Below are 21978 nucleotides of genomic sequence, written 5' to 3'. Positions count from 1 at the left end.
TACTCATCAGGATGAGCGAATTTACCAGTACGCAGATCCAGCTAGCTAGCCGTCCCACCGGCTGGCCAACTGCCGAAAACTTCAACGTCACCACCAGCGCCTTCGGGCCGCTGCGTGCCGGCCAGGTGCGAGTACGCAACGAATTCCTATCCGTTGACCCATATATGCGCGGACGAATGAGCGACGCGCGTTCCTACGTTGCGCCCTACGGGATTGGCGAACGGATCACGGGAGGCGCGATCGGCCGCGTCGTCGAGTCCGCAGCCGAAGAGCTGCCGGTCGGAACGGTGGTGCTCCACCAGCACGGCTGGTCCGATACCGTCCAGGAAGAAGCCTCCAGCTTCAGCCAGGTTCCCGAGATTCCGGGCATGCCCCTGTCATTGCGCCTGCATATCCTTGGGATGACCGGGTTGACCGCCTATGTTGGCCTGACCGAGATTGCCTCGTTGAAGGCCGGGGAGACGGTCTTCATTTCCGGCGCCGCAGGTGCCGTGGGTACCGCGGCCGGACAGATCGCCAAGCTGCTCGGAGCCAAGCGGGTCATCGGTTCTGCCGGCAGCGCCGAGAAGGTCGAATTGCTCACCAGCAAGTACGGCTACGACGCGGCGTTCAACTACAAGGATGGCGATGTGCGCGGCCAACTGGCCGCCGCCGCTCCCGAGGGAATCGACGTGTTCTTCGACAACGTCGGAGGCGAGCATCTCGAAGCGGCGCTAGCTTCCTTCAACGACGGTGGACGCGCCGCACTGTGCGGGGCGATCTCCGGATACAACACCACCGAAAAAGCCGCCGGACCGGACAATATGGCCAACCTGATCACCCGCGGGCTCAAGCTGCAGGGCTTCACCCTCTCCAGCTACCTGCACCTGTCCGGAGAATTCGGGCAGCAAATGGGGGATTGGTTCGCCGCGGGCAAGATCGCCTACGACGAGACCATCGTCGACGGCATCGAGCACACCGTGGATGCGTTCCTGGACATGATGCGCGGCGCCAACACCGGCAAGATGCTGGTGCGGATCTAGCCGCCAGCACCATGAAGTGAGTGCCACTGGGCTCTGCAATGACTTTGCAGAGCCCAGTTGCGCTCCTGCTGTCTCCCGTCGCTGCCAGAGTGCATTGAGAATTTTGCCGACCAAGACCATGCGTGATTCGGTGAGCCAATCCGCGGGCCTGGGGATTCAACCATGCTTGGCGAGGCGAAATTCGCAGGCTTCGGAACTTGGCCGGTCACCGCTCGCCCCGATCGGTGCAAATTGCGGGCGTGCTTAAAAACTCGATTCTCGCAGGCCACCTTGCGGTTCCCGGTGCGCATCGCAACGGAGGCCGCGGAAAGCCGAGAAAGTATCTGGCGCCTACCCCTAGGAGAGCGCCGGAGTGAAGCGTAGAGTGGAAATAGACCGACCGGTCTAATTTGATGCAGTATTTCTTCAAGGGAGAAGAATCATGCGTGTGGCAAGGGACGATGTCGAAGTCAGGATGGAAATTCCCGGCGCGGTGATCCGTCAGCGCAAGGGATTCGGCGACGGGAGCGGATTCGAGTCCATCAGTGGTGAATACTTCACCCTCGCCGCGGGCGTGGACACCACCGCGTTGTTCGAGGGACTGGAAGGCGATCTGTGCCAATGCCCGCATTGGGGCTACGTGCTGCAAGGCCGGATCACCACGACGGATTCCCTGGGCGCTCAGGAAACGGTCGCCGCCCATGATCTCTTCTACTGGCCGTCGGGCCATAACGTGCGCGTCGATGCAGATGCCCAAATCGTCATGTTCAGTCCGGAGCAGCCGCACAGCGAGGTTATCGACCATATGATCAAGAAAGTCGGTGGCTAACCCCTCGTGGACGCACCGTCTGGTCAAATGCACCATCCGACCAAGCAGCTCTTGCTCGATGCGGGGATGCCGATGCTGCTGAAGCAGGGCTACAACGATCTTGGTATCCAGGCACTGCTCGCGGCCACCGGCACGCCGAAAGGCTCCTTCTACCATCATTTCCGGGACAAGGAAGATTTTGCGCTCCAAGTCATCGGGCAGTACATGCGCGGGGTGCACGACGGTCTCGATACATGCCTGACCGATGAGCATCTTGCTCCGCTGGACCGGGTGCGGGCATTCTTCGAGCTGACCCAGCAGAGCTACCGCGAGGAGGGCTATCTGGGCTGTCTCCTGGGAGGTTTGGGCCAGGAACTCTCTGGGGTCAGCGAGGTGTTCCGGCGCAAGATCGATGGGTGCCTGACCCAGATTGCCGAACGCATCGCGGCCTGCCTCCAGCTGGCTATCGAACGCGGCGAGGTTGCGGCCGGGGCCGACCCCCGAATCATGGCGACACTCTTGGTGGATTGCTGGGAAGGCGCCGCGCTTCGCAGCCGGCTTCGGGGGAATGCCCAGCCGCTGAACGAAATGCTGGACTTCTACTTCGCCTCGGCCGTCGGCCGCGGTACGTCGAAGCCCTGAAGTGAACAGTGCCGGAGCATCGCGCGTCCGAGCACTCGCTATTGAAACCGACGCTGGCCGCGCGCTGGCGATAGCGCTCGGAGCCCGGCCGGCTTGTTGGGCCCTGGCGGATCATGCTGCGCGGCGCAAACACCGGCAAGATGCTGGTCCGCATTTAATTGTCCTGGCCAGCCACAAGGAGTGCCCACCGGGTTAGGATCGGATCATGTATGGATTGGATTCGACCTCCGGGGCGGTAGCGGAGCTGCTGCTGCTCGCCCCGCTGCTCGCCGTCCTGGTGGCCGCGGTGGGTGCTTTTGTGGCGCTCAGGGCCCTGCGCTTCCGGACAAAAATAAAGAGCGCCGAGCAATGGTGGGTACGCGTGGAAAACGCCGTCAACCATTGCCTGTCCGACAGCACCGTTGAGCAGAACCTGGGCACCACCATGCTTGCGCACCTCCAGGGCCAGGGCGAGCTGCCCGATGGCCTGGACGCGGAGCAGCGCCGCGAGTGGGAGCGGCTGAGCAGATTGCGCTGGAAGGTGCAGCCCGAGGATCTGGCGATGATCCACGACATGGTCAAGGATCTCGCGCTGAGCAAGTCGCGGCGCTTTAGCTCCATGGGAATACGCTTGAATCCGGAGCTGCGCCCCGAGCACGAGACCATGATGCGCCAAGCGCAGCTGGCGCTCAGGATCGACCAGAAGCTGGGGCGCGACAGCGACCCGGAGGTCTTGAAGATCTTCACCAGCGAATAGCTAGGGCCGAAGGCTCAGCTGCCGGGCATGGAATGCGAAATGCCGGCTGGGGTAGGCGTAGATCTCGGATAGCGTCATCGTCCGGGAGAAAAACGGGTCCCAGCGCTCCGGGAAATCCGCCCGCCGCAAGAGCGCGGCGGGGCTCTCCCGATCCAGCTTCCGCTCCAGGGCATTGATGGTCAGCCACAGCCGGCGCTCCATGCGCCGGTGGTTGAACACCAGCGCCGCCGCGCAGGAGCCGGCGTAGTTGACGGGATGAAATAGCGGGGTTGTGGCGTTCAGCAGCCGGGAGAATCCGGACTGCACCCCGGCCGGGCAGCGCACCAGGACGTGGACCAGGGGGATCAGCGCGCGGACTACCATGTAGCCGAAGACCATGTGGCAGAGCAGCTGCTCATTGCTCCAGCCGGTGCCGTTGCTGCTTCGGCGCAGGTCGGCCCGGCTGGCGGTGCGCAGCAAGCGCTGCAGGTTTTGCGCATCCTGCCGGTAGCCTCTAACGATCCGGGACTTATTCTCCTCCATCGCAGTTCACCTCACGCAGAGAACTCGAACCGGCGGTCACTCCACCGAACTTCATTGTAGGCCCGTGCGGATTCGCTCAGCGAAGCATGCGCAATTCGATCATTTGCGGCAGCCCGGGATCCGTCTTTTCGGCCCCATCGAAGGCGAATCCGTTGCGCCGATAAAACGCCGTGGCCCGTGGATTGCCCCGGGCCACCCACAGCACCGCCGGCTCGTCTCCCAGCACCGCGTCCAAGAGCCCCTGCCCGATGCCGCTTCCATGGCATTGGGCCAGCAAGTACAGGCTGTACAGCTGCAGCCGGTCTTCGCCATCCAGTCCCGGCCCGGCGAGCGCGAAACCCACCAGTTCTCCTTGCGACTCGGCCACGACCCGGCGCAGCGCCGGGTTCTGGTCGGCGAGCAGACGCCCCCAGAGGGTGCGCCGTGACTCCAGCTGCTCCGGGGTGAAGTAATCGGCCGGCAGCTGGTTGGCGTAGCTTTGCTTCCAGCAGCGGGTATGCAGCTGGGCAAGCGTCTCGACGTCCGCCGGTTCGGGGGCGCGCAGGGTGAAGTCCATGGGCTAGCCGGCGGTGTATTCGGCCAGGTGCTGGCCGGTGAGCGTGCCGGAGCCGGCCAGCTGCGCCGGGGTCCCTTCGAAGACGATGCTGCCGCCGTCGTGGCCGGCGCCCGGGCCCAGATCGATCACCCAGTCCGCGTGGGCGACCACGGCCAGGTGGTGTTCGATCACGATCACCGTATTGCCTTCGTCCACCATTTCATCGAGCAATCCCAGCAGCCGGTCCACGTCCGCCATGTGCAGGCCGGTGGTGGGTTCGTCCAGGATGTAGGTTCCCTGCCCCTTGCCCAGGTTGATCGCCAGCTTCAGGCGCTGGCGTTCGCCGCCGGAGAGGGTGTTCAGCGGTTGGCCGAGCTTGATGTAGCCCAGGCCCACCTGGTTCAGCCGTTCGAGCATGGCCTTGGCCTTGGGGACCTTGAGCTGTTCGAACGCTTGTTCGATGCTCAGGTTGAGCACCTCGGCGATGTTCAGCCCGTCCAAGCGGTATTCGAGGACCTTCGCGGTGTAGCGCTTGCCTTCGCAGACCTCGCAGCGCAGTTGCACTCCGGCCATGGTGGCCAGATCGGTGTAGGTGAAGCCCACCCCGTTGCAGTTCGGGCAGGCCCCTTCCGAATTGGCGCTGAACAGCGCCGGCTTGACGGAATTGGCCTTGGCGAAGGCCGCGCGGATCGGATCCAGGATCGAGGTGTAGGTTGCCGGGTTGCTGCGCCGGGAGCCGCGAATGGCGGACTGGTCCACCACCGCGACGTCCTCGCGCTTGGAGATGGTGCTGTGGATGAGCGTGGACTTTCCGGAGCCGGCCACCCCGGTGATCGCGCACAGCACGCCGCGCGGGATGTCCACGTCGATATTCTTCAGGTTGTGCGTGCTGGCCGCGCGGATCTGCAGCGGATCCTTGCCGCTGCGCACATTTTGCTTCATTGGCACCCGGGCGGAGAAGTGCCTGCCGGTCACCGTGTCGCTGGCCAGCAGGCCTTCGAGGTTGCCCGCGTAGCTGATATTGCCGCCGTGCAGCCCGGCGCCGGGGCCGAGGTCGATCACATGGTCGGCGATCTTGATGACCTCGGGCTTGTGCTCGACGACCAGCACCGTATTGCCCTTGTCGCGCAGGTCGCGCAGCAGGTGGTTCATGCGCTGGATATCGTGCGGGTGCAATCCCACCGTGGGTTCGTCGAAGACGTAGGTGACATCGGAAAGCGCGCTGCCCAGATGGCGGATCATCTTCACGCGCTGCGACTCGCCTCCGGAGAGGGTGCCGGCCGGGCGGTCCAGGGAAATGTAGCCCAAGCCGATCTGGATCATGGAGGTGAGAATCGCGCGCAGATTGGCCAGCAGCGGAGCGGCGTCCTCGATCACCAGCTTCACGAGCTCCGCATGCAGGTCGGTAACCTGCATGGCGGTCATCTGGGCGATGCCCAGGCCCGCAATCTTCGAGGCGCGCGCCTTCTCGCTCAACCGCGAGCCGTTGCAGGCCGCGCAGGGTGCGGTGGTGGAGATCCGCTCGATCCAATCCCGGATATGCGCCTGCTTGATCTCCCGGCCCGAGTGGATGTAGTTGGACTTGATCCGGGTGATCAGCCCGGAGTAGCTCATATTCGCCCCGTTGAGCTTGACCTTGCCCGGCTCCGCGTAGAGCATCCGCTCCAGCATGTCCTTGGGCATGTCCTTGAGCTTCACCTGCAGGTCCGGCTCGGTGCCCGCGGTCAGCGTCTGCCAGAGCCAGGAATCCGGGGCGAAGTTCGGGGCCGTGATGGCGCCCTCGGCCAGCGTTTTATCCCAGTCGAGCAGTTCGTCCAGGTCGATGCTCGCCTCGGTGCCAAATCCCTCGCAGGTCGCGCAGGCCCCCTCGCCAAGGTTGAACGAGTACGCTCCGGCCCCACCGGCGCTCGGCGTGGAATAGCGCGAGTAGAGCACGCGCAGCAGCGAGTACGCGTCGGTGGCGGTGCCCACGGTGGAGCGCGAGTTCGCCCCCATGCGCTCTTGATCCACCACGATCGCCGCCGACAGGTTTTCCAGCACCTCGACATCGGGCCGCGGCATCGAGGGCATGAAGGACTGGACGAAGGAGGTGTAGGTTTCGTTGATCAGCCGCTGCGACTCCGCGGCAATGGTGCCGAAGACCAGCGAAGACTTGCCCGAGCCGGAGACTCCGGTAAAAGCGGTGATGCGGCGCTTGGGGATGTCCGCATCCACCCCCTGCAGATTGTTCTCCCGTGCTTGGCGGACGCGGATCAGGTCGTGGGTATCTGCAGGATGCTGGGTCATGAGCTAAATCCTACCCAGTTCCCGCAGCAGCTCCCTGGCCCGGGTGCGCAGTTCCTCGCTCAGATTGTGCAACGGGGCCGGCAGGGCGGAGTCCGAGACCATGCCGAGTTCCCGGGCCAGTCCCGCGATGGCGCGGGCGCTGCCGCCGCAGGCGGTGTAGAACTCCCACAGGCTGGCAAGCTGCCCCGATTCGGCGAGCGCACGCTCATGGTCTGACTCGCTGGCCGGCTTGGAGATCCGCAGCGCCAGCTCCGGCAGGGTCCCGGCGAGCACGCTGTACCATCCGTCGCATCCGGCGGCCAGTCCCGCGGCGGCGACGGCATCTCCCGAAATCCCCAGGGTGACCTCCGCCGGGATCACCGAACGGATGGCTGCGACGTGCTCGCGTGCTGCTTGCGGGTTAGCCGGCAGTGGCGGGATCTTGATCGACGCGACATTTGGCAGGGCGCCAATGCGCGCGTAGAGCTCCAGGCTGAAGCTGAAGTGGGTGGTGCCCGGGTTGTCATAGAGGATCACCGGCAGCGTGCTCGCCGCGCAGACCGCGGCAAACAGGGCGAACACCTCATCTTCGGTCAGCGGCTGATAGCTGACCGGGGCCAGGAGCAGTCCTTGGGCCCCGGCCAGCTCGGCCGAACGCACATTCGCCAAGACCTGCGAGGTGCGCAGCGCACCGACGCCCACGTACACCGGTGTTCCGTTGGCGGCAGGCACCGCCAGCTCGGCTGCCCGGGCGCGCTCGCCGGGATCGAGATAGGCGTACATGCCGGTGGAACCGAGCACGGTGATCGAGTCGACGCCGCTGCCAGATAGCCGCTCGATGAGCGCGGTGAAGCGTGGCTCGTCGAGGCTGTCCTCGACCAGGGGAGTGAGCGGGAAGGCGCTGAGCCCGGAAAACATATCGAGGTGCTCCAAGTCATGGGCGGATAGGATGGTGTCTCTCATTAAAGCCGGGGGTGGCGCCGTGGCAGAATATGACGCGGTGCAGGTAACCTGGTGTCCCTCCACGGGCTGGAGCGCTAGCGTTTAACCGTTGTTCGGAGACGGAACGCTGCGTGGATTCGCCAAAGCGCGGGATTCTCTGGACAAAAGGCGAGAGTTGGCGGCATTGAGCCACGTCTCATCCATATGACCTGGCTCATGGTTTCTAAGAACCGAGTGCAGGCCATAACATGGTGGATGCATGTCGTGCGCCACAAAACCCGTGGTCTCGACGCCCCTCAGCTCGTCACACATCATTCGTCACCATGAAAGAAGCACATGAACCTGTTGAAAAAGATCCCACTGCTTGGGTGGATCCTTGTTGCTATCGTCCTGGGTATTCTGCTTGGGCCGGTGATGCCGGTGTGGCTGGGCAGCGCATTCCTCACCTACAACTCGATCTTCTCGGGATTCCTGAGCTTCATCGTGCCGCTGATCATCTTGGGCCTGGTGATGCCCGCGATCGCCGAGCTGGGCAAGGGTGCCGGTAAGTGGCTCGGCGTGACGGCGCTGATCGCTTACTCCTCCACCGTTCTGGCCGGCCTGCTCGCCTACTTCGTGGGCCGCTGGCTGTTCACCGCCTCGCTCAGCGGCGGCGGCGTGGAAACCCTCGGCGAGGACTCCGGATCCGGGTTCGAGGCCTACATCTCGCTGGTGACATCCGCCGGCGACGGGGCCACCGAGATCGTTTTGGAACCAGTCATCGGTGTGATGAGCGCGCTGATCCTCGCGTTCGTGATCGGCATCGGCCTGACCGCATTCCGCAGCACCGTGCTCTTCCGCGGTGCCGTCGAATTCCGCACCATCATCGAGATGGTAATCCGCCGCATTATCGTCCCGGCACTGCCGCTGTTCATCTTCGGAATCTTCCTTGATCTCTCGGCCAGCGGCTCGGCCGTGACCGTGGTGACCAAGTTCCTGCTCGTGGCCGTGGTGTCCTTCGCGCTGACCCTTGTGGTGCTGCTGGTCCAGTACACGGTGGCCGGTTCGATGACCGGGCAGAACCCGCTGAAGGCGCTGTGGAATATGCGTGACGCATACTTCACCGCCTTGGGTACCTCCTCTTCGGCGGCCACCATTCCGGTGACCCTCGCCTCGGCGAAGAAGAACGGCGTCTCCGATTCGGTGGCAGGCTTCGTGGTGCCACTGGGTGCGACCATCCACCTCTCCGGCTCGATGGTCAAAATCACCTGCTTCTCCCTGGCCGTGCTGCTGCTCACCGGCGGCAATGTCTCCTTCGGCGCATTCCTGCCATTCATCCTGATGCTCGGTGTCATGATGATCGCCGCTCCTGGCGTTCCCGGCGGTGCCATCGCGGCTGCCGCTGGCCTGCTGGCGCAGATGCTCGGCTTCGGCGAGGTCGAGGTTGGCCTGATGTTCGCCGCCTACATCGCGCTGGACAGCTTCGGCACCGCCACCAACGTGACCGGCGACGGCGCCATCGCGTTGATCATGCACAAGCTCACCCGCGGCAAGCTCGGCGCGCAGGCACAGGATCCTGCCGATGAGCAGGTCGAGGTCATCGCGGGCAGCGGCAAAGAGTCGCACACCTTGGCCGAGTAGCTTTTCGCTCCACCAAAAAGCACCTGGGACCAACGCGTATGCGTTGGTCCCAGGTGCTTTAAGCGTTCAACCGTTGTCCTTGTCCTTGTCGCGGTGGGGCCGCAGAAGTTGAAGGAACGTCGCTACGGGCTGGGGATGAGGACATTGTCGTGAATCCTGATCCATCCTTCGGATTCCAGCGCCCGCGTGTCAGAGTCATCCCTGACGAGGGAAGCCGCCCTGTTGCTGGGTGGAGCCGACGCGGTCAGTATCACGTCGGTTGCTCCCAGCGAACCACAGCCGGAAAACCAATGGGGATCTGCGTCTGGGGGAACAACGATGATGCATCCGATCGAGGAATCAGCTGACCTCGCAGCGAAATAGCGTACCTGTTCGTGGGTAGTCAGGAGCCTTGAACTTTCCCGGTCAATGGTGTCTCCCAAATCAATCGCTGCGGGAAGTGCATCCTCGGAAGCGAATTGTTCCTCCAGTGCCTGAATTCCGCTATGCCCGGAGCACGCGGTGAGGGCCAGTACCCCACCGATGCCAATGACCGCTGCAGAAATCCTACGCATACGCATTCTCGAACCTTCCGGGTGGACGTTAACGAAAGGCTACCTCAGTAAAAGGATTCAGGTCCCGCGGCTAACATTCGTTGCTCAGCTTTCATACGCAGAATGGGCAAGCAGGGCGGTAGGTTTGGAGCATGACACCGATTCGCAGAGCCGTGTACGGAATTTCGGTAGGTACGCTCGCGGCATTTTTGACTGGATGCGCAGTTGACAGCCTGATCTGGGGAAACGATGGGGCCGAGGTGATTCGAACGACCGAGCAGCTTGTGAGCGATTTGGCATCGGGCGAAACATCAGGTGCTGTCTGCGAGGATTCCGTTGCGGATCTCGGTGCGCCCAGCGATTGGTCGGGGCTTTCCGCTGGCGAGCCGGAGGAGTTCTTCGCGGGGCATTGGGTTGATCAAGTGGCGCTCGACCCTCAGTGGAGCATCAATCTAGAAGGTCTTCCCGAAGGCGCAGTGCCCGGCACCGACTATCCGGGAGACGTCTTTTATCGCGAAACCGACGATGGACTATGCGTGATCGACGTGTCTTGGTCGACGCTAATCTCCGTAAACTGAGCAGCTAGGCAGCGGCGCGGAAGCTCGTCTACCGTCCGGTGTCCCGGCCCCTGAAGGTGGTTGGTCTCAAATGCCGCTTCGGCTGCCTGCTAGCGAAACGCCTTCAGGGGCCAGATCGGGCAGTCCACTGGTTGCCATAACTTGCCGGCGCCTATTCGTGGAGCAGGTTAAATGCCGGTGGCCCGGTGCCTTGGCACAGCAATTGCTATGCCAAGGCACCGGGCCACCGCAGGGGTCTCAGCGGGGGATTAGATCCACATCGCCGGGTCGATATACTCCGCAGGATCCACCGCGGGCTTATGCTCGTCTGGCTTGCGCGGTCGGTTCTGCGCCGGAATTCCGGTGACGATCGAACCTGCCGGTGCGTCCTTGACCACCACCGCGTTCGCGCCAACGGCCGAGTCGGCGCCGATGGTGATCGGGCCCAGGATCTTTGCGCCGGCACCGATGACCACGCGGTCCTCGATGGTCGGGTGGCGTTTGGTCTTGGCCAGCGACCGGCCGCCCAGGGTCACTCCGTGATAAAGCATCACGTCGTCGCCGATCTCGGCGGTTTCGCCGATGACGATTCCCATGCCGTGGTCGATGAAGAAGCGCCGCCCAATCGTGGCACCGGGGTGGATCTCGATGCCGGTGATTGCACGGTTCGCCTGCGAGAGCAGCCTGGCCGGCCAGCGCAGCGAGGGGTTCTGCCACATCTTATGCGCCAGCCGGTGGATCCAGATGGCATGCAATCCTGAATACACGAAGAAGTTCTCGGTATCGCTGCGTGCTGCCGGGTCATGGGAGCGGGCGTTGGCGAGGTCTTCACGTAACCGGGAGAAAAAACTCATATAAACAACCTTAGTGCGTGCTGCATGCTGAGGTGCCGCTGAATTGGGCACATGACAAATCGGCGCAAACCGCACCGCGGACCTATTAAGATCCAACGACGGGTCACGCCGATTTATTCGCGAAGAAAGAAACTATTTCTTAGCCGCGGATGTCATCGAAGAGCAGGGTGGAGATGTAGCGCTCGCCAAAGTCGGGGATCACGGTGACGATCTGCTTGCCGGCGTTCTCTTCGCGGGCCGCGATCTGCAGGGCGCCCCAGACGGCGGCACCGGCGGAAATGCCGCCGAGGATGCCTTCCTTAACGCCCAGGTCACGTGCCACCGAGACCGAATCCTCGATCGAGGCGTCGAGCACCTCGTCATACAGGTCGGTGTCGAGCACCTCGGGGATGAAGTTCGCGCCCAGACCCTGGATCTTGTGCGGGCCTGGCTTGCCGCCGTTGAGGATTGGTGAATCCTTTGGCTCGACCGCAACGATCTTGAGGTTGGGGTTCTTTTCCTTCAGGTAGCGGCCCGCACCGGTGATGGTGCCACCGGTACCGATGCCGGCCACGAGCACGTCGATCTTGCCATCGGTATCTGCCCAGATCTCCGGGCCGGTGGTGTCCGCGTGCACCTGTGGGTTCGCGGTGTTCGCGAACTGCTGGGCCCAGATGGCGTTCTCCGAGGTGGCCACGATTTCCTTGGCCTTTTCTACCGCACCGCGCATGCCGTCGGCACCCGGGGTCAGCACGATCTCGGCACCGTAGGCGCGCAGCATCACGCGACGCTCGGTGGACATGGTCTCCGGCATGGTCAGGATGACCTTGTAGCCGCGGGCCGCGCCAACCATGGCCAGTGCGATGCCGGTGTTGCCGCTGGTGCCTTCAACGATGGTGCCGCCTGGCTTCAAGTCACCAGACTTTTCGGCGGCATCGACGATGGCTACGCCGATGCGGTCCTTGACCGAGTTGGCTGGATTGTAGAACTCCAGCTTCACCGCGACGCTGCCTGGCAGCCCTTCACCTAAGCGGTTGAGCTTCACCAGGGGGGTGTTTCCGATGATCTCGGTGACGTTGTTGTAGATCTTGCCCATGTATACGCAATCCTTACGTGACTCGATGCAGGCCGCTGATGCCCGGCGAGGGTGGTTGGAGAAGGCCGTGAATACGGCGTTTCGTCCTTAAAGTTTCACTGCTAACCCTAATCGGCTCGCTCGCCGCTTAGCTCTCGTTAAGCCATTGGGCGTAATATTTCCTGACTTTTGCGAGCTTCGGGTCAATAATGACTCGGCAATACCCGACTTCTTGGTTCTCCGAGTAGTAATCTTGGTGCACTTGCTCGGCCGGGTAGAAATCTTTCGACTCCTCGATAGTCGTCACGATCGGTCCCGGGTAGAGTGCCGCGTACTTTTGCATGCTCGCCTCGAAGACCTCGCGCTGGCTTTCATCCAACGGGAACATCGCCGAACGATACTGCGTGCCCACGTCATAGCCTTGGCGGTTGAGCGTCGTCGGGTCGTGCACGGTGAAGAACATGTCCAGGATGACTTCGGCGGGAACCACCTGTGCATCAAAGATGACCGCAACCACCTCGGCGTGGCCGGAGGTGCCGGAACACACCTGCCGGTAATCCGGATTGCTGGTATGTCCGCCCTGGTACCCGGAGAGCACCGCGTGCACGCCACGAGTGCGCTGGTACACGGCGTCGAGGCACCAAAAGCAGCCTCCGGCAAGGACAAAGGTCGTCAGTTCGGTGTCCGCCACGGTCATTCGGGCAGAGAAACGATGGGGCGTGTCTAATCTGAGAATACTCACAGAGTCCATAACGTCGCGGCGTTGCATTATGTTCCTGAGCGGGCTGCACCGCGTAGGGTGGAAGCATGCAGAGCAAGGCTAATACCCCGCAGGATCCGGAGCAGAAGAACCCTGCTTCCCCGTCCGCCAACCTGTCTTCCGTGAGCGATGAAGCGGCAGAGAACGTCGAGGCCGACGCGAGAACCGGTGCCACGACCCTGGGCGAAGTGCTTGAGGCCGCGGAAGAGCTGTGGCCGCAGTCGCTGGCCGAAGATTGGGATGCCGTAGGCCTGGTCACCGGCCGCACCACCGCCAAGGTGACGAAGATCGTCCTAGCGGTGGACCCGACCTTGGAGGTCATCAACGATGCGATTGCACGCGACGCCGATCTGCTGATCACCCACCACCCGCTGTTATTGCGCGGAGTGACCCAGGTGGCGGGCACCAGCTTCAAGGGCGAGGCAATTCACCGGCTGATCGAAACAGGCACCGCCTTGTTGACCGCCCACACCAACGCCGACAATGCGATCGGTGGCGTGAATGATGCCCTGGCCGACGCCTTCGGCCTCACAGACTGCGTGCCGCTGGTCGAAACCAAGGACGGCCTGCCCGAAGAGGGCCTGGGACGAGTTGGCTACCTCGACAAGCCGATGAAGCTCGAGGACTTCGCCGAACGCGTGTATACCGTGCTGCCAGCGGTAGCCGGTGGCGTCCGCGTCGCCGGTGAGCGTCTGGGCATCGTCCGCAAGGTCGCCCTGTGCGGCGGGGCCGGAGATTCCCTCTTTGACGCGGTGCGCGCGCACAAGGCCGATGTCTATGTCACCGCGGATTTGCGCCACCACCCGGCCAGCGAAGCCCGTGAATCTGCCGATGGGGGACACCCTTACCTCATCGATGTGTCGCATTTTGCCTCCGAATGGGTCTGGCTTTCGGCCGGGGCCCGGGCGCTGCAGAACGTCTTGCAGGATCTGGGCCACGAGGTGGAGATCGAGGTGTCGCAGATAAACTCCGACCCTTGGGACTTCGTGCTCACCCCGTAGCGATGCTGCATCATCTCGAACTCTGGGTGGCCGACCTGCGGTTATTCGCTTAAGAAATAAACGAGACAGTGTGTTGACATGGGGAAACCCTCCTAGATTAGTTTCTAGGAGGGTTTTCGTATCTATCTCGTATGTTTAGCCTTCAGTTTTCCTTGGAGATCCCGTGTCATGAGAACTCGTAATTCTGACAGGAGTGACGGAAATCTATTACGCTCTACTGTTCCGTATTCGGCATTGACGCAAATGCGGAGTTCATCGCACTTGTCGCTGATCGATTTGGGAGCGAGGAGATCAACTCGCGATATTATTCCTACGACGCGAGTAAGGATGTTTTTAACGTGATCCGAACGTTCACCTTTACGTGATTCCCTTGTCTTTAGCAGTGTGATTAGCTCAAGGTATTCCACATACGTGCTCAATTTTTCGTCTCTTAACCACTTGCGATACTCAGCTTTAGATTCGGCAAACTTTGCCCAAATCGTCACACCACTTGTAATGAGTGCACCGCCAAAGGCGCTGGCAATGATTGTCCAGAAAAGACTTGGAGGCGCGGAGGCTGCTTGTTCAGCCGCTGAAGTTACGGTTTCAGCGGCGCTATAGAAAAGTTGAAGCATACGCTAATCATAAATTAGACCCCTCGTCAGTAGGACAAAGTCCCCACGAACTCAATCTAGGGGGCATTGCGTATCCTAGGGCTTGTGTTAGCGGCCGGTTACCCCTGAAGGGTTGCCGACCACAACTATTTCCAAGCGGTTATTTCCCTAAGCCGCTAGATTTTCTTCCCAACTCTCATGCCTACTTGCAGCTCAATGCCTCGTAGGAAACTTCCTTGGTGAGTTCAGCTGAACCGTGGGTTGCTTTCACGGTGACGCTGCCAGCCTCCAATGGTGCCTTTCCAGCGTTGAATGGAGCCGAAGCGGACTTGCCCGAGCCGACGTTGTTCATCTTCTTGATTCCGAACTCGCTGGAAACCTGCAGGCTAATCGGTGAATCTTCATTGTTCGTCGCGTTCACGTTGAGCATCGTGTTCTTGCCGATGCATCGGCTCGACACGCTCAGCTCCACATCGATCTCTTCCTCGATCACGGGAATGTCGACCCCAGCCTCGGTTACCCACTTGGTGCCGGAATCGTTTTTGGTCACGGTGAAGCTGTCGTAGACCTCTCCAATTGCCAGATCGGTGGTGGAGGTCGCGGTCTTTTCTGCCAGGTAGGACTTGTAGGTCAAAGTATCCTCGGCGACATCGATCACCTGGTAGGTCGTGAAGTCCTCGCCACGCTTCACCTGGGTGGCATTGTTCTGCGTCCAGACGTTGTCGTTTTCGTCGGCCAGGTCGTAGTGCTTAGCGCCAGAGTTCGACACGATATACACCGGGCCGTCGGTGACACCAGCAAAGTCGGTGGCATCCTCATTGTTGTAGCCACGCGAGTAAACGTGGTCGTGGCCCATCTGTACGAGATCGATGTTGTGCTTCTGGAAAACTGGTACCCATTCATCGCGAAGCACCGGTTCGTTGCGGCCCGCCGAAGCCGAATAGACAGGCTGGTGGAAGGTGACAACGTTCCACTTTGATTCGCTGTTTTCCAGGATGTGATCCATCCAAGCTGCCTGGAACTGCACCCAGAGGGTGGAGATCTTACTTGCTGGGCAGTCAGCGCCGGAGCAGGTTGGCAGGTTATCCGGAGTGAGGAAACCCGCGTCGCGGGTAGCGTTAACGGTGATGAACCGGACGCCTTGATAATCGGTGTAGTACACGGTTTCTTCGGCGAAAGTGGTCCAGTGCTCAAAGAGTGCGCGGTACTGCGCGGCTGCGGCCGTATCGCCGATGGTGAGCTCGGCGAGCTCGCCAGCTGTTTCCACCGACGGGTTGTTCCTCGGGTATTCAAAGTTGGCTTTCCACGAGCTGAGTTTGTTATCCCCGGAGTACTCGTGGTTGCCCGGTGCTGCCATCACGTTTGAAGTGGCGGCGGACTGTTCCATGCCCGTGAACCAGTTGTTCCATTCATTCTCATTGCTGCCGGTATTGATCAGATCACCGGCGTGGACCGAACCGACGGCGTCGGGCGCGGTCGCTTGGGCTTGGGAGACGACCTTTGGCCACGTGGTGTCGAGGCCGATCTGCGCATCACCGTAGTATATGTATTGGAAATCGGTGATCGAGGTGTCAGCTGTGGTGAAGGTGTTCCATTCGCTGGTGTTGGAGCCGTTGGCCACGCGGTAGGAGTACTTCGTGCCGGGCTTGAGGTCTTTGATTTCAGCTGAGAAGTGCGGCAGTGGGTTTCCGTTAACCGGGTCGACGAATTCTGCAGCTACGGTCACGACGTTATCGCCCGATGCTTCGCGGATTTCGACCGCACCAGTCTCGTCGCTGGCGCTGCCGGCCATCCAAGAAACGTATTGGGACTTATCCGGAGTCTCTGTTGGGGTCAGGATGACCCGCGAGATCGGGTCGATATTCTCGGTGACGTTCAGGCTCAGCTCGGGAACATCTAGGTAGATGTCGGAGCTGCCGGCACGGTCATTGTGCAGACTGATCGCGACCGTGTTGACCCCGTCGACAAGCACATCCGCTGGAACCTCGAAGCTACTTGATACCGGATTACCGTTGCTGGCACCGGCGTATTCTTGGTTGCTTTCGCCGGTGAGCCGTTCATCGAGGAATCCGGCCACCTTTGTGCCATTGATCCACATGACCAAGGCATCATCGTAAACTACCTCGCCGGTGATAGTCAGGAAATCATCCGCGTTGCCTTCCGGCAACTCGAACTGGGTTCGGAAGAAATATGCCGGGGTAGCAGTGCCGGTTTGTCCGCCGAGGTAATGGTTCAGCAATGTCTTTGGAGTGTAGGGGCCTACCGCGCCTAGTGAACCATTTTTTGCGCCGAAGCTGCCAGCTGCGCTTTTCCAGGTGCTATCGTCGAAATCGGTAGCCGTCCAGGCTTCCAGATTTGGCTTTCCTGCTGCAGGATCAGTGCCATCCTCCAGATATTTCCATTGCGTGCTACCGGTGGAAACTACCACCGAATTTTCCGATTCTTTGGCTGAATCGTTTGGGGCTGCTTGGGCTGGGACGAATGTGCTTCCCAGCAGGGCGATAACTGCTGCGGTCACCGAGCCGCGGCGTAACCACGGTTGGGCGTTCAACTTTGGAGACATTTCTACCTTCGCGCCGTGAGAGTGTGATCCGGCCAGGAATTTGACCGATGGATTCAGCTAACTCCAAGATCATGTCGCGAAAGAGAATTGCAGGTGAACCAGTGATTTTTAGAATCACGGTAGGGTGACGCAACCTCTCCGATGAAGGGTGCCATATGCTCAGAGTCGTCCTGCTTGCACTGCGAGGTCGACGAGCAGGGAAGAGAACGCCTCGGCAAGAAGAGCCCTGCGAAGACGGGCAGTCAACGACTAGTTACTGCCAATGGTCGGGCTCGATCAGCCGAGCCCCTCTGGAGAAGTCGCCCCAACTGAACCGCTATTTTGCGGTGGTGAACTGGTGATCCGCGGAAAGCAGGATGTTGAGCGCGAGGCCCTTTTTGTCTTCGACTAGAGTCGCTTCCCATTTGGTCTTGGCCAGCGCGAGTAGTTCCTCCGGGTTCTGCGGGGCAACGGGCTGCTCCACCAAGAAGCGCGCGACCTCGCCACGGGTGTGCTTGGCGAAATGCGAAACCACCTTCGGGACGCCATTGCGCAGCTGGAACACATTCACCGCAACGCAATTGCCATTGCTCGGTTTGTACGCGGCGGCGTAGGTGCTGGAGCGTGCATCCACGATCAGCTGCCCGGCGGCGACCTCGTCAAGCACCGGCGTCAGCCGCTTCTTCCACCAGCTGGCCAGCTTGCCCAGCGGTTCGAGCTTCGCCGACATGGACAACCGGTAGGGCGGGATCCGGTCCGCAAAGCGCACGGCACCCCAGAGGGCGGATACCACGATAATCGATTCGTCGGCGCGCCGCTGCGAGGATTCATCCAGCGAAGCATAATTCAAGGCTTCGAAGAGCACACCCGAGTAGATCTCGTGCGCCCGGGCGGAAGGTTCGGTATGCAGATTGATATTGCGGGCTACCTCTTTGGCCAGCGACGCTCCCACGCCAAGAACTTCCATGGCATCTTCGCGAGCCGACATTTCCGCGAGAGCCGACAGGACCTGACCGCGTTCGGCGACGAGCTCCGGGAAGGAGAGGTCTTCGATTTCAAACACAGCGCCTTCGGCGTGGGCGGTCTTGCCTTCGGAAGGCGGCAACAGAATAAGCACGCCTTCCAGCTTATCGGAGATCAACCTCCGTTTCTTTCAGCGGCGCCGGCGCCGGGCGAATCCGGGGCATGTACCAAACGGGCACCGCTGGCTACGCTGGGACCACAAGCCTGCAAGCAGTCACCACAGTGAGGAAAGAGCATGTCCGAATCGCCGGAAACCGCAATGCCTGCTAGCGCCGAGCGGGACTATGACTTGATCGTGCTCGGCGCCGGACCGGCCGGCGAGAACGTCGCCGACTACGCAACCAAACGCGGATTGCGCGTGGCCATCGTCGAGGCCGAACTGGTCGGCGGAGAATGCTCCTATTGGGCGTGCATGCCGTCCAAGGCCCTGCTGCGCAGCGGACACGCGCTGCGTGCGGCACGCCGGCTGCCCGGGGCCCGCGAAGCGATCACCGGCGGCCTCGATGCCGAAGCGGTCCTCGCCCGACGCGATTCATTCACCAGCAATTGGAGCGACGCAGGTCAGGTCGACTGGCTGGCCTCGGCGGGGATCGAGCTGATCCGCGGCCATGGTTCTCTGGCCGCCCCCGGCCTCGTGCAGGTCGGGGACAGGCAGTACTCGGCTTGTGCCGTCGCCCTGGCCACCGGATCCGTCCCGGTGCTGCCCGCTATACCCGGGTTGGCCGAAGCTAATCCGTGGGGCACCCGGGAAGCGACGGCAACGGCGCAGGTGCCGCCGCGTTTGATCATCATCGGCGGAGGCGTGGCGGGCACCGAGCTTGCCTTCGCCTTATCCAGCCTCGGCTCCGAGGTCACGATGCTCTCCCGCGGGGCCTTATTGAGCCGCGAAGAGCCTTTCGCCGGTGAGCTGGTCTCGGCGGCCCTGAGCGGCGAAGGCGTGCAGGTGCGCTTTGGCGACACGCCGGTGCGCGTGGCGCGAGACGGGCAAGGAATCGTGAGCGTCCACTTGGAGGACGGCACCCAGCTTCGGGCCGAGGAGCTGCTGGTATCAACCGGCAGGCGGCCGAACACGAAAGGCCTCGGTCTGGAAGCGCTGGGCCTGGACCCGCACGGTGCGTTGAGTGTCGATGACACGATGCGCGTGGCCGGCACCGATTGGCTGTACGCCGTGGGCGACGTCAATTCGCGTTCGCTGCTGACCCATCAAGGGAAATATCAGGGGCGGGCCGCGGCGGAGGCGATCGCCGCGCGGCTGGAGGGCGCACCGGTTTCGGGCGAACCCTGGGCGAAGCATGCCGCGACGGCCGATCATGCGGCGGTGCCGCGCGTGGTTTTCAGCGACCCGGAGGTTGCGGCCGTCGGGCTGACCGAACACGAGGCGCGCGGCAAGGGGCTGGATATCCGGGTGGTCGAGCTGGATCTGGGCGCCGTGGCGGGAGCCAGCCTGCACGCGGACGCTACCGCGGGGCGGGCGAAGCTGGTCGTCGAGCAGACGCGCCAGGTGGTCATCGGTGCGACCTTTGTGGGGCAGGATGTCTCCGAGCTGCTGCATGCGGCAACGATCGCGATAGTCGGTGAGGTGAGCATGAACCGGTTATGGCATGCGGTCCCGGCCTACCCGACCGTGAGCGAAATCTGGCTGCGGCTGCTGGAGGGGTACCACTATCCGGCCATCACTGTGGCCAGCGGCTCATAGTCGATGTCGGCGCGCGCAAATTAGCGGGGCTAGAATGGTTAACGAATGGGATGACTAGGCGATCGCGTGCCGTGCAAACGGCCCGAGGAACGTCCGGGCTCCACAGAACAGGGTGGTGGGTAACGCCCACTCGGGGCAACCCGCAGGCTAGTGCCACAGAAAATAGACCGCCAGGCTACCTGGTAAGGGTGAAACGGTGGTGTAAGAGACCACCAGCGTCCCGGGTGACCGGGACGGCTTGGTAAACCCCACTCGGAGCAAGGTCAGACAGACTGCGTTATGAGGGCTGTTCGCCCCATGCAGTCGGGTGGACCGCTAGAGGCTGTCGGCAACGGCAGTCGTAGATAGATGATCGTCACCGCGCAAGCGGACAGAACCCGGCGTATCGGTCATCCCATTCACCATCCGCTCACCTCGGGTGAGATGATTCACAGGCGTCCAGCCCCGCAACCGGGGCGCACCGTCTAGAATGGATACGTACTTGCGGGGATGATCCTGTTACCCCGCGCCACCGCAAAAGCAATGGTGCTTCTCACGGTGCCAACCGACTTTATGGATCTGTAAGTCGGCTGAATTGGAAGGATTTTCTGTGACCCAGCAGTCTGTCGTTGCCCAGGAAGAATGGAGCGGGCGCGAAGAGCTCGCCGAGGCCATGATTCCGCTGATCGGACGTCTTTACCGCAAGAACAATGTGGTGACCTCCATCTACGGGCGCAAGTTGATCAACCAGTCCGCAATTGACATCATCAAGGCCCACCGCGTCGTGCGCCGGATCGATGGCAAGGAACTGGCCTTGACGACCACCATGCCCCTCCTTGAAGCAATTGAGACCTTGAACCTCGGTTCGGTTTCCGTTGACTTGGGGCGCCTGAACAAGAAGTTCATCGAATCTGGTTCGCAGGACCTGAACGCATTCTTGACCGCAGAGCTCGGCGACAAGGTCGGCCAGGCCGGCGCTTCGGACGTTGAGCCACAGGACGTAGTCCTCTACGGTTTCGGGCGCATCGGCCGCCTGCTGGCCCGCATTCTCATCGAGCGCGGCGGCTACGGCCTGCGCCTGCGGGCCATCGTGGTGCGCAAGGGCTCGGATGATGACATCATCAAGCGCGCCTCGCTGCTGCGCCGCGACTCTGTGCACGGCCGTTTCGACGGTTCGATCACCGTTGACGAAGCCAATAGCACCATCCAGGCCAACGGAACGCTGATCAAGGTCATCTACTCGAACGACCCAACCACCGTTGACTACACCGAGTACGGCATCAACAATGCCATCGTGGTGGACAACACCGGTCGTTGGCGCGACGAGGCTGGCCTGTCCCAGCACCTGCAGGCCAAGGGCGTCGCCCGGGTCCTGCTCACCGCACCGGGCAAGGGCGATCTGAAGAACATCGTGCACGGCATCAACGATTCCTGGATTACCGCCGAGGACAAGATCGTCACCGCCGCCTCGTGCACCACCAACGCCATCACCCCGGTGCTGAAGGCCCTGAACGACAAGTTCGGCGTTATCCACGGGCACGTCGAAACCGTTCACTCGTTCACCAACGACCAGAACCTGATCGACAACTTCCACAAGGGCGAGCGCCGCGGCCGTTCGGCGGCCCTGAACATGGTCATCACCGAGACCGGAGCCGCCAAGGCAGTGGCCAAGGCCCTCCCGGAGCTGGAAGGCAAGCTGACCGGCAACGCCATCCGCGTACCGACCCCGGATGTTTCCATGGCGATCCTGAATCTGAACCTGGAGAACGGGACCACCAAGGAGGAGCTGAACGCTTACCTGCGTGAAGCTTCGCTGACCTCCAGCCTGCACCGCCAGATCGACTACATCGATTCCCCTGAGGTCGTTTCCTCGGACTTCGTCGGCTCACGCCGCGCGGGTATCGTTGATGGTTTGGCCACCATCGTTTCGGATAAGAACGCCATCGTTTACGTGTGGTACGACAACGAATTCGGCTACTCCTGCCAGGTTGTCCGCGTGATTGAATCAATCGCAGGCACCCACCCGGTAGCAGTTCCAGCAGTGCAGGCACAGGCAGCTAACGCCTAAGTCGCCAGCGCGCAGCTGCGAAGCCCCGATCCTTCGGTAAGGATCGGGGCTTCGCCCTTTAATGCGGCTGCCGAAGAGAAGTTGCTATTGTTCGGTGCATGCCATCAAGAATCCGGACCGGTGATCGAGTAACCCCTTTACGCGCCGGCGCGCTGCTGGCCGCCGCACTTTTCGCGCTGTGCGCGTGCAGCTCTAGCGAAGGGGCCAGTTCCCTGAGCTTGGGGTGGCTTCAGGAAACGGAAAATAG

20 protein-coding genes and 1 other RNA gene are annotated in these 21978 nt (G+C 61.8%); 10 read left to right on the top strand and 11 right to left on the bottom strand.

Features of this window, described 5'->3' with window-relative positions:
- Positions 1-11 precede the first annotated feature (11 nt).
- From CQ015_RS01525 to CQ015_RS01510, 4 genes are all read left to right on the top strand, one after another.
- Complete coding sequence (locus CQ015_RS01525) at positions 12-1022, top strand: NADP-dependent oxidoreductase (protein WP_096286968.1); 1011 nt, start codon at positions 12-14, stop codon at positions 1020-1022.
- Positions 1023-1443: 421 nt separating this feature from the next.
- A complete protein-coding gene (locus CQ015_RS01520; RefSeq protein WP_105552047.1) occupies positions 1444-1830 on the top strand; it encodes a hypothetical protein in 387 nt (128 codons plus the stop codon).
- A gap of 27 nt (positions 1831-1857) precedes the next feature.
- The gene (locus CQ015_RS01515; protein ID WP_105649175.1) at positions 1858-2451 is read left to right on the top strand and encodes a TetR/AcrR family transcriptional regulator; all 594 of its coding nucleotides are present in this window, start codon (positions 1858-1860) and stop codon (positions 2449-2451) included.
- A 205-nt stretch (positions 2452-2656) separates the two neighbouring features.
- Entirely contained in the window at positions 2657-3187 is a 531-nt protein-coding gene (locus tag CQ015_RS01510) for a hypothetical protein (RefSeq protein ID WP_105649174.1), read from the top strand.
- Here the strand turns inward: CQ015_RS01510 and CQ015_RS01505 are convergent, their stop codons facing one another.
- The 4 genes from CQ015_RS01505 to CQ015_RS01490 form a co-directional block, all read right to left on the bottom strand.
- Positions 3188-3709 (bottom strand): DinB family protein, encoded by a 522-nt coding sequence (locus CQ015_RS01505; RefSeq protein WP_105649173.1) that lies wholly within the window; start codon positions 3707-3709, stop codon positions 3188-3190.
- Positions 3710-3785: 76 nt separating this feature from the next.
- Entirely contained in the window at positions 3786-4265 is a 480-nt protein-coding gene (locus tag CQ015_RS01500; RefSeq protein ID WP_105649172.1) for a GNAT family N-acetyltransferase, read from the bottom strand.
- A 3-nt stretch (positions 4266-4268) separates the two neighbouring features.
- Positions 4269-6530, bottom strand: coding sequence for an excinuclease ABC subunit UvrA (locus tag CQ015_RS01495; protein WP_105649171.1), 2262 nt, complete (start codon positions 6528-6530; stop codon positions 4269-4271).
- 3 nt (positions 6531-6533) lie between these two features.
- Positions 6534-7472, bottom strand: a complete 939-nt coding sequence (locus tag CQ015_RS01490) for a dihydrodipicolinate synthase family protein (protein ID WP_258137918.1) — start codon at positions 7470-7472, stop codon at positions 6534-6536.
- Positions 7473-7787: 315 nt separating this feature from the next.
- Here CQ015_RS01490 and CQ015_RS01485 point away from each other — a divergent pair, with 315 nt between their 5' ends.
- On the top strand, positions 7788-9071 hold the full coding sequence (locus CQ015_RS01485) for a dicarboxylate/amino acid:cation symporter (RefSeq protein ID WP_096286954.1): 1284 nt from the start codon (positions 7788-7790) through the stop codon (positions 9069-9071).
- Positions 9072-9193: 122 nt separating this feature from the next.
- On the opposite strand, the gene CQ015_RS01480 is transcribed toward CQ015_RS01485, so the two are convergent.
- Positions 9194-9631, bottom strand: a complete 438-nt coding sequence (locus tag CQ015_RS01480) for a hypothetical protein (protein ID WP_105679016.1) — start codon at positions 9629-9631, stop codon at positions 9194-9196.
- A 125-nt stretch (positions 9632-9756) separates the two neighbouring features.
- Between CQ015_RS01480 and CQ015_RS01475 the strand changes: the two genes are divergently transcribed.
- The gene (locus tag CQ015_RS01475) at positions 9757-10182 is read left to right on the top strand and encodes a hypothetical protein (protein ID WP_105649168.1); all 426 of its coding nucleotides are present in this window, start codon (positions 9757-9759) and stop codon (positions 10180-10182) included.
- 248 nt (positions 10183-10430) lie between these two features.
- Here the strand turns inward: CQ015_RS01475 and epsC are convergent, their stop codons facing one another.
- The 3 genes from epsC to msrA form a co-directional block, all read right to left on the bottom strand.
- Positions 10431-11015 (bottom strand): serine O-acetyltransferase EpsC, encoded by a 585-nt coding sequence (gene epsC / locus CQ015_RS01470; RefSeq protein WP_096288809.1) that lies wholly within the window; start codon positions 11013-11015, stop codon positions 10431-10433.
- A 139-nt stretch (positions 11016-11154) separates the two neighbouring features.
- On the bottom strand, positions 11155-12090 hold the full coding sequence (gene cysK / locus CQ015_RS01465) for a cysteine synthase A (protein ID WP_096288807.1): 936 nt from the start codon (positions 12088-12090) through the stop codon (positions 11155-11157).
- A 127-nt stretch (positions 12091-12217) separates the two neighbouring features.
- Positions 12218-12745 (bottom strand): peptide-methionine (S)-S-oxide reductase MsrA, encoded by a 528-nt coding sequence (gene msrA, locus CQ015_RS01460; RefSeq protein ID WP_105649265.1) that lies wholly within the window; start codon positions 12743-12745, stop codon positions 12218-12220.
- A 131-nt stretch (positions 12746-12876) separates the two neighbouring features.
- Between msrA and CQ015_RS01455 the strand changes: the two genes are divergently transcribed.
- A complete protein-coding gene (locus CQ015_RS01455; RefSeq protein WP_105649167.1) occupies positions 12877-13830 on the top strand; it encodes a Nif3-like dinuclear metal center hexameric protein in 954 nt (317 codons plus the stop codon).
- Between the two features lie 122 nt (positions 13831-13952).
- On the opposite strand, the gene CQ015_RS18655 is transcribed toward CQ015_RS01455, so the two are convergent.
- The 3 genes from CQ015_RS18655 to CQ015_RS01445 all read right to left on the bottom strand — a co-directional run bounded on the left by CQ015_RS18655 (position 13953) and on the right by CQ015_RS01445 (position 18082).
- Complete coding sequence (locus CQ015_RS18655) at positions 13953-14444, bottom strand: hypothetical protein (RefSeq protein ID WP_146113994.1); 492 nt, start codon at positions 14442-14444, stop codon at positions 13953-13955.
- A gap of 181 nt (positions 14445-14625) precedes the next feature.
- Positions 14626-16986: a metallophosphoesterase family protein gene (locus CQ015_RS01450; RefSeq protein ID WP_105649166.1), complete on the bottom strand. Its 2361-nt coding sequence runs from the start codon at positions 16984-16986 to the stop codon at positions 14626-14628.
- A gap of 316 nt (positions 16987-17302) precedes the next feature.
- Positions 17303-18082 (bottom strand): YaaA family protein, encoded by a 780-nt coding sequence (locus CQ015_RS01445; RefSeq protein ID WP_105649264.1) that lies wholly within the window; start codon positions 18080-18082, stop codon positions 17303-17305.
- A 141-nt stretch (positions 18083-18223) separates the two neighbouring features.
- Here CQ015_RS01445 and CQ015_RS01440 point away from each other — a divergent pair, with 141 nt between their 5' ends.
- From CQ015_RS01440 to CQ015_RS01430, 3 genes are all read left to right on the top strand, one after another.
- Complete coding sequence (locus tag CQ015_RS01440) at positions 18224-19684, top strand: NAD(P)/FAD-dependent oxidoreductase (protein WP_258137914.1); 1461 nt, start codon at positions 18224-18226, stop codon at positions 19682-19684.
- Positions 19685-19730: 46 nt separating this feature from the next.
- Positions 19731-20085, top strand: an RNA gene (rnpB, locus tag CQ015_RS01435) — RNase P RNA component class A.
- Between the two features lie 188 nt (positions 20086-20273).
- The gene (locus tag CQ015_RS01430) at positions 20274-21731 is read left to right on the top strand and encodes a glyceraldehyde-3-phosphate dehydrogenase (RefSeq protein ID WP_096288801.1); all 1458 of its coding nucleotides are present in this window, start codon (positions 20274-20276) and stop codon (positions 21729-21731) included.
- The last annotated feature ends 247 nt before the right edge of the window (positions 21732-21978 follow it).

Origin of the sequence: Arthrobacter sp. MYb221, assembly GCF_002979835.1 — a bacterium.
Lineage (GTDB): Bacteria > Actinomycetota > Actinomycetes > Actinomycetales > Micrococcaceae > Glutamicibacter.
This window is presented reverse-complemented; position numbering and strand designations above follow the sequence as displayed.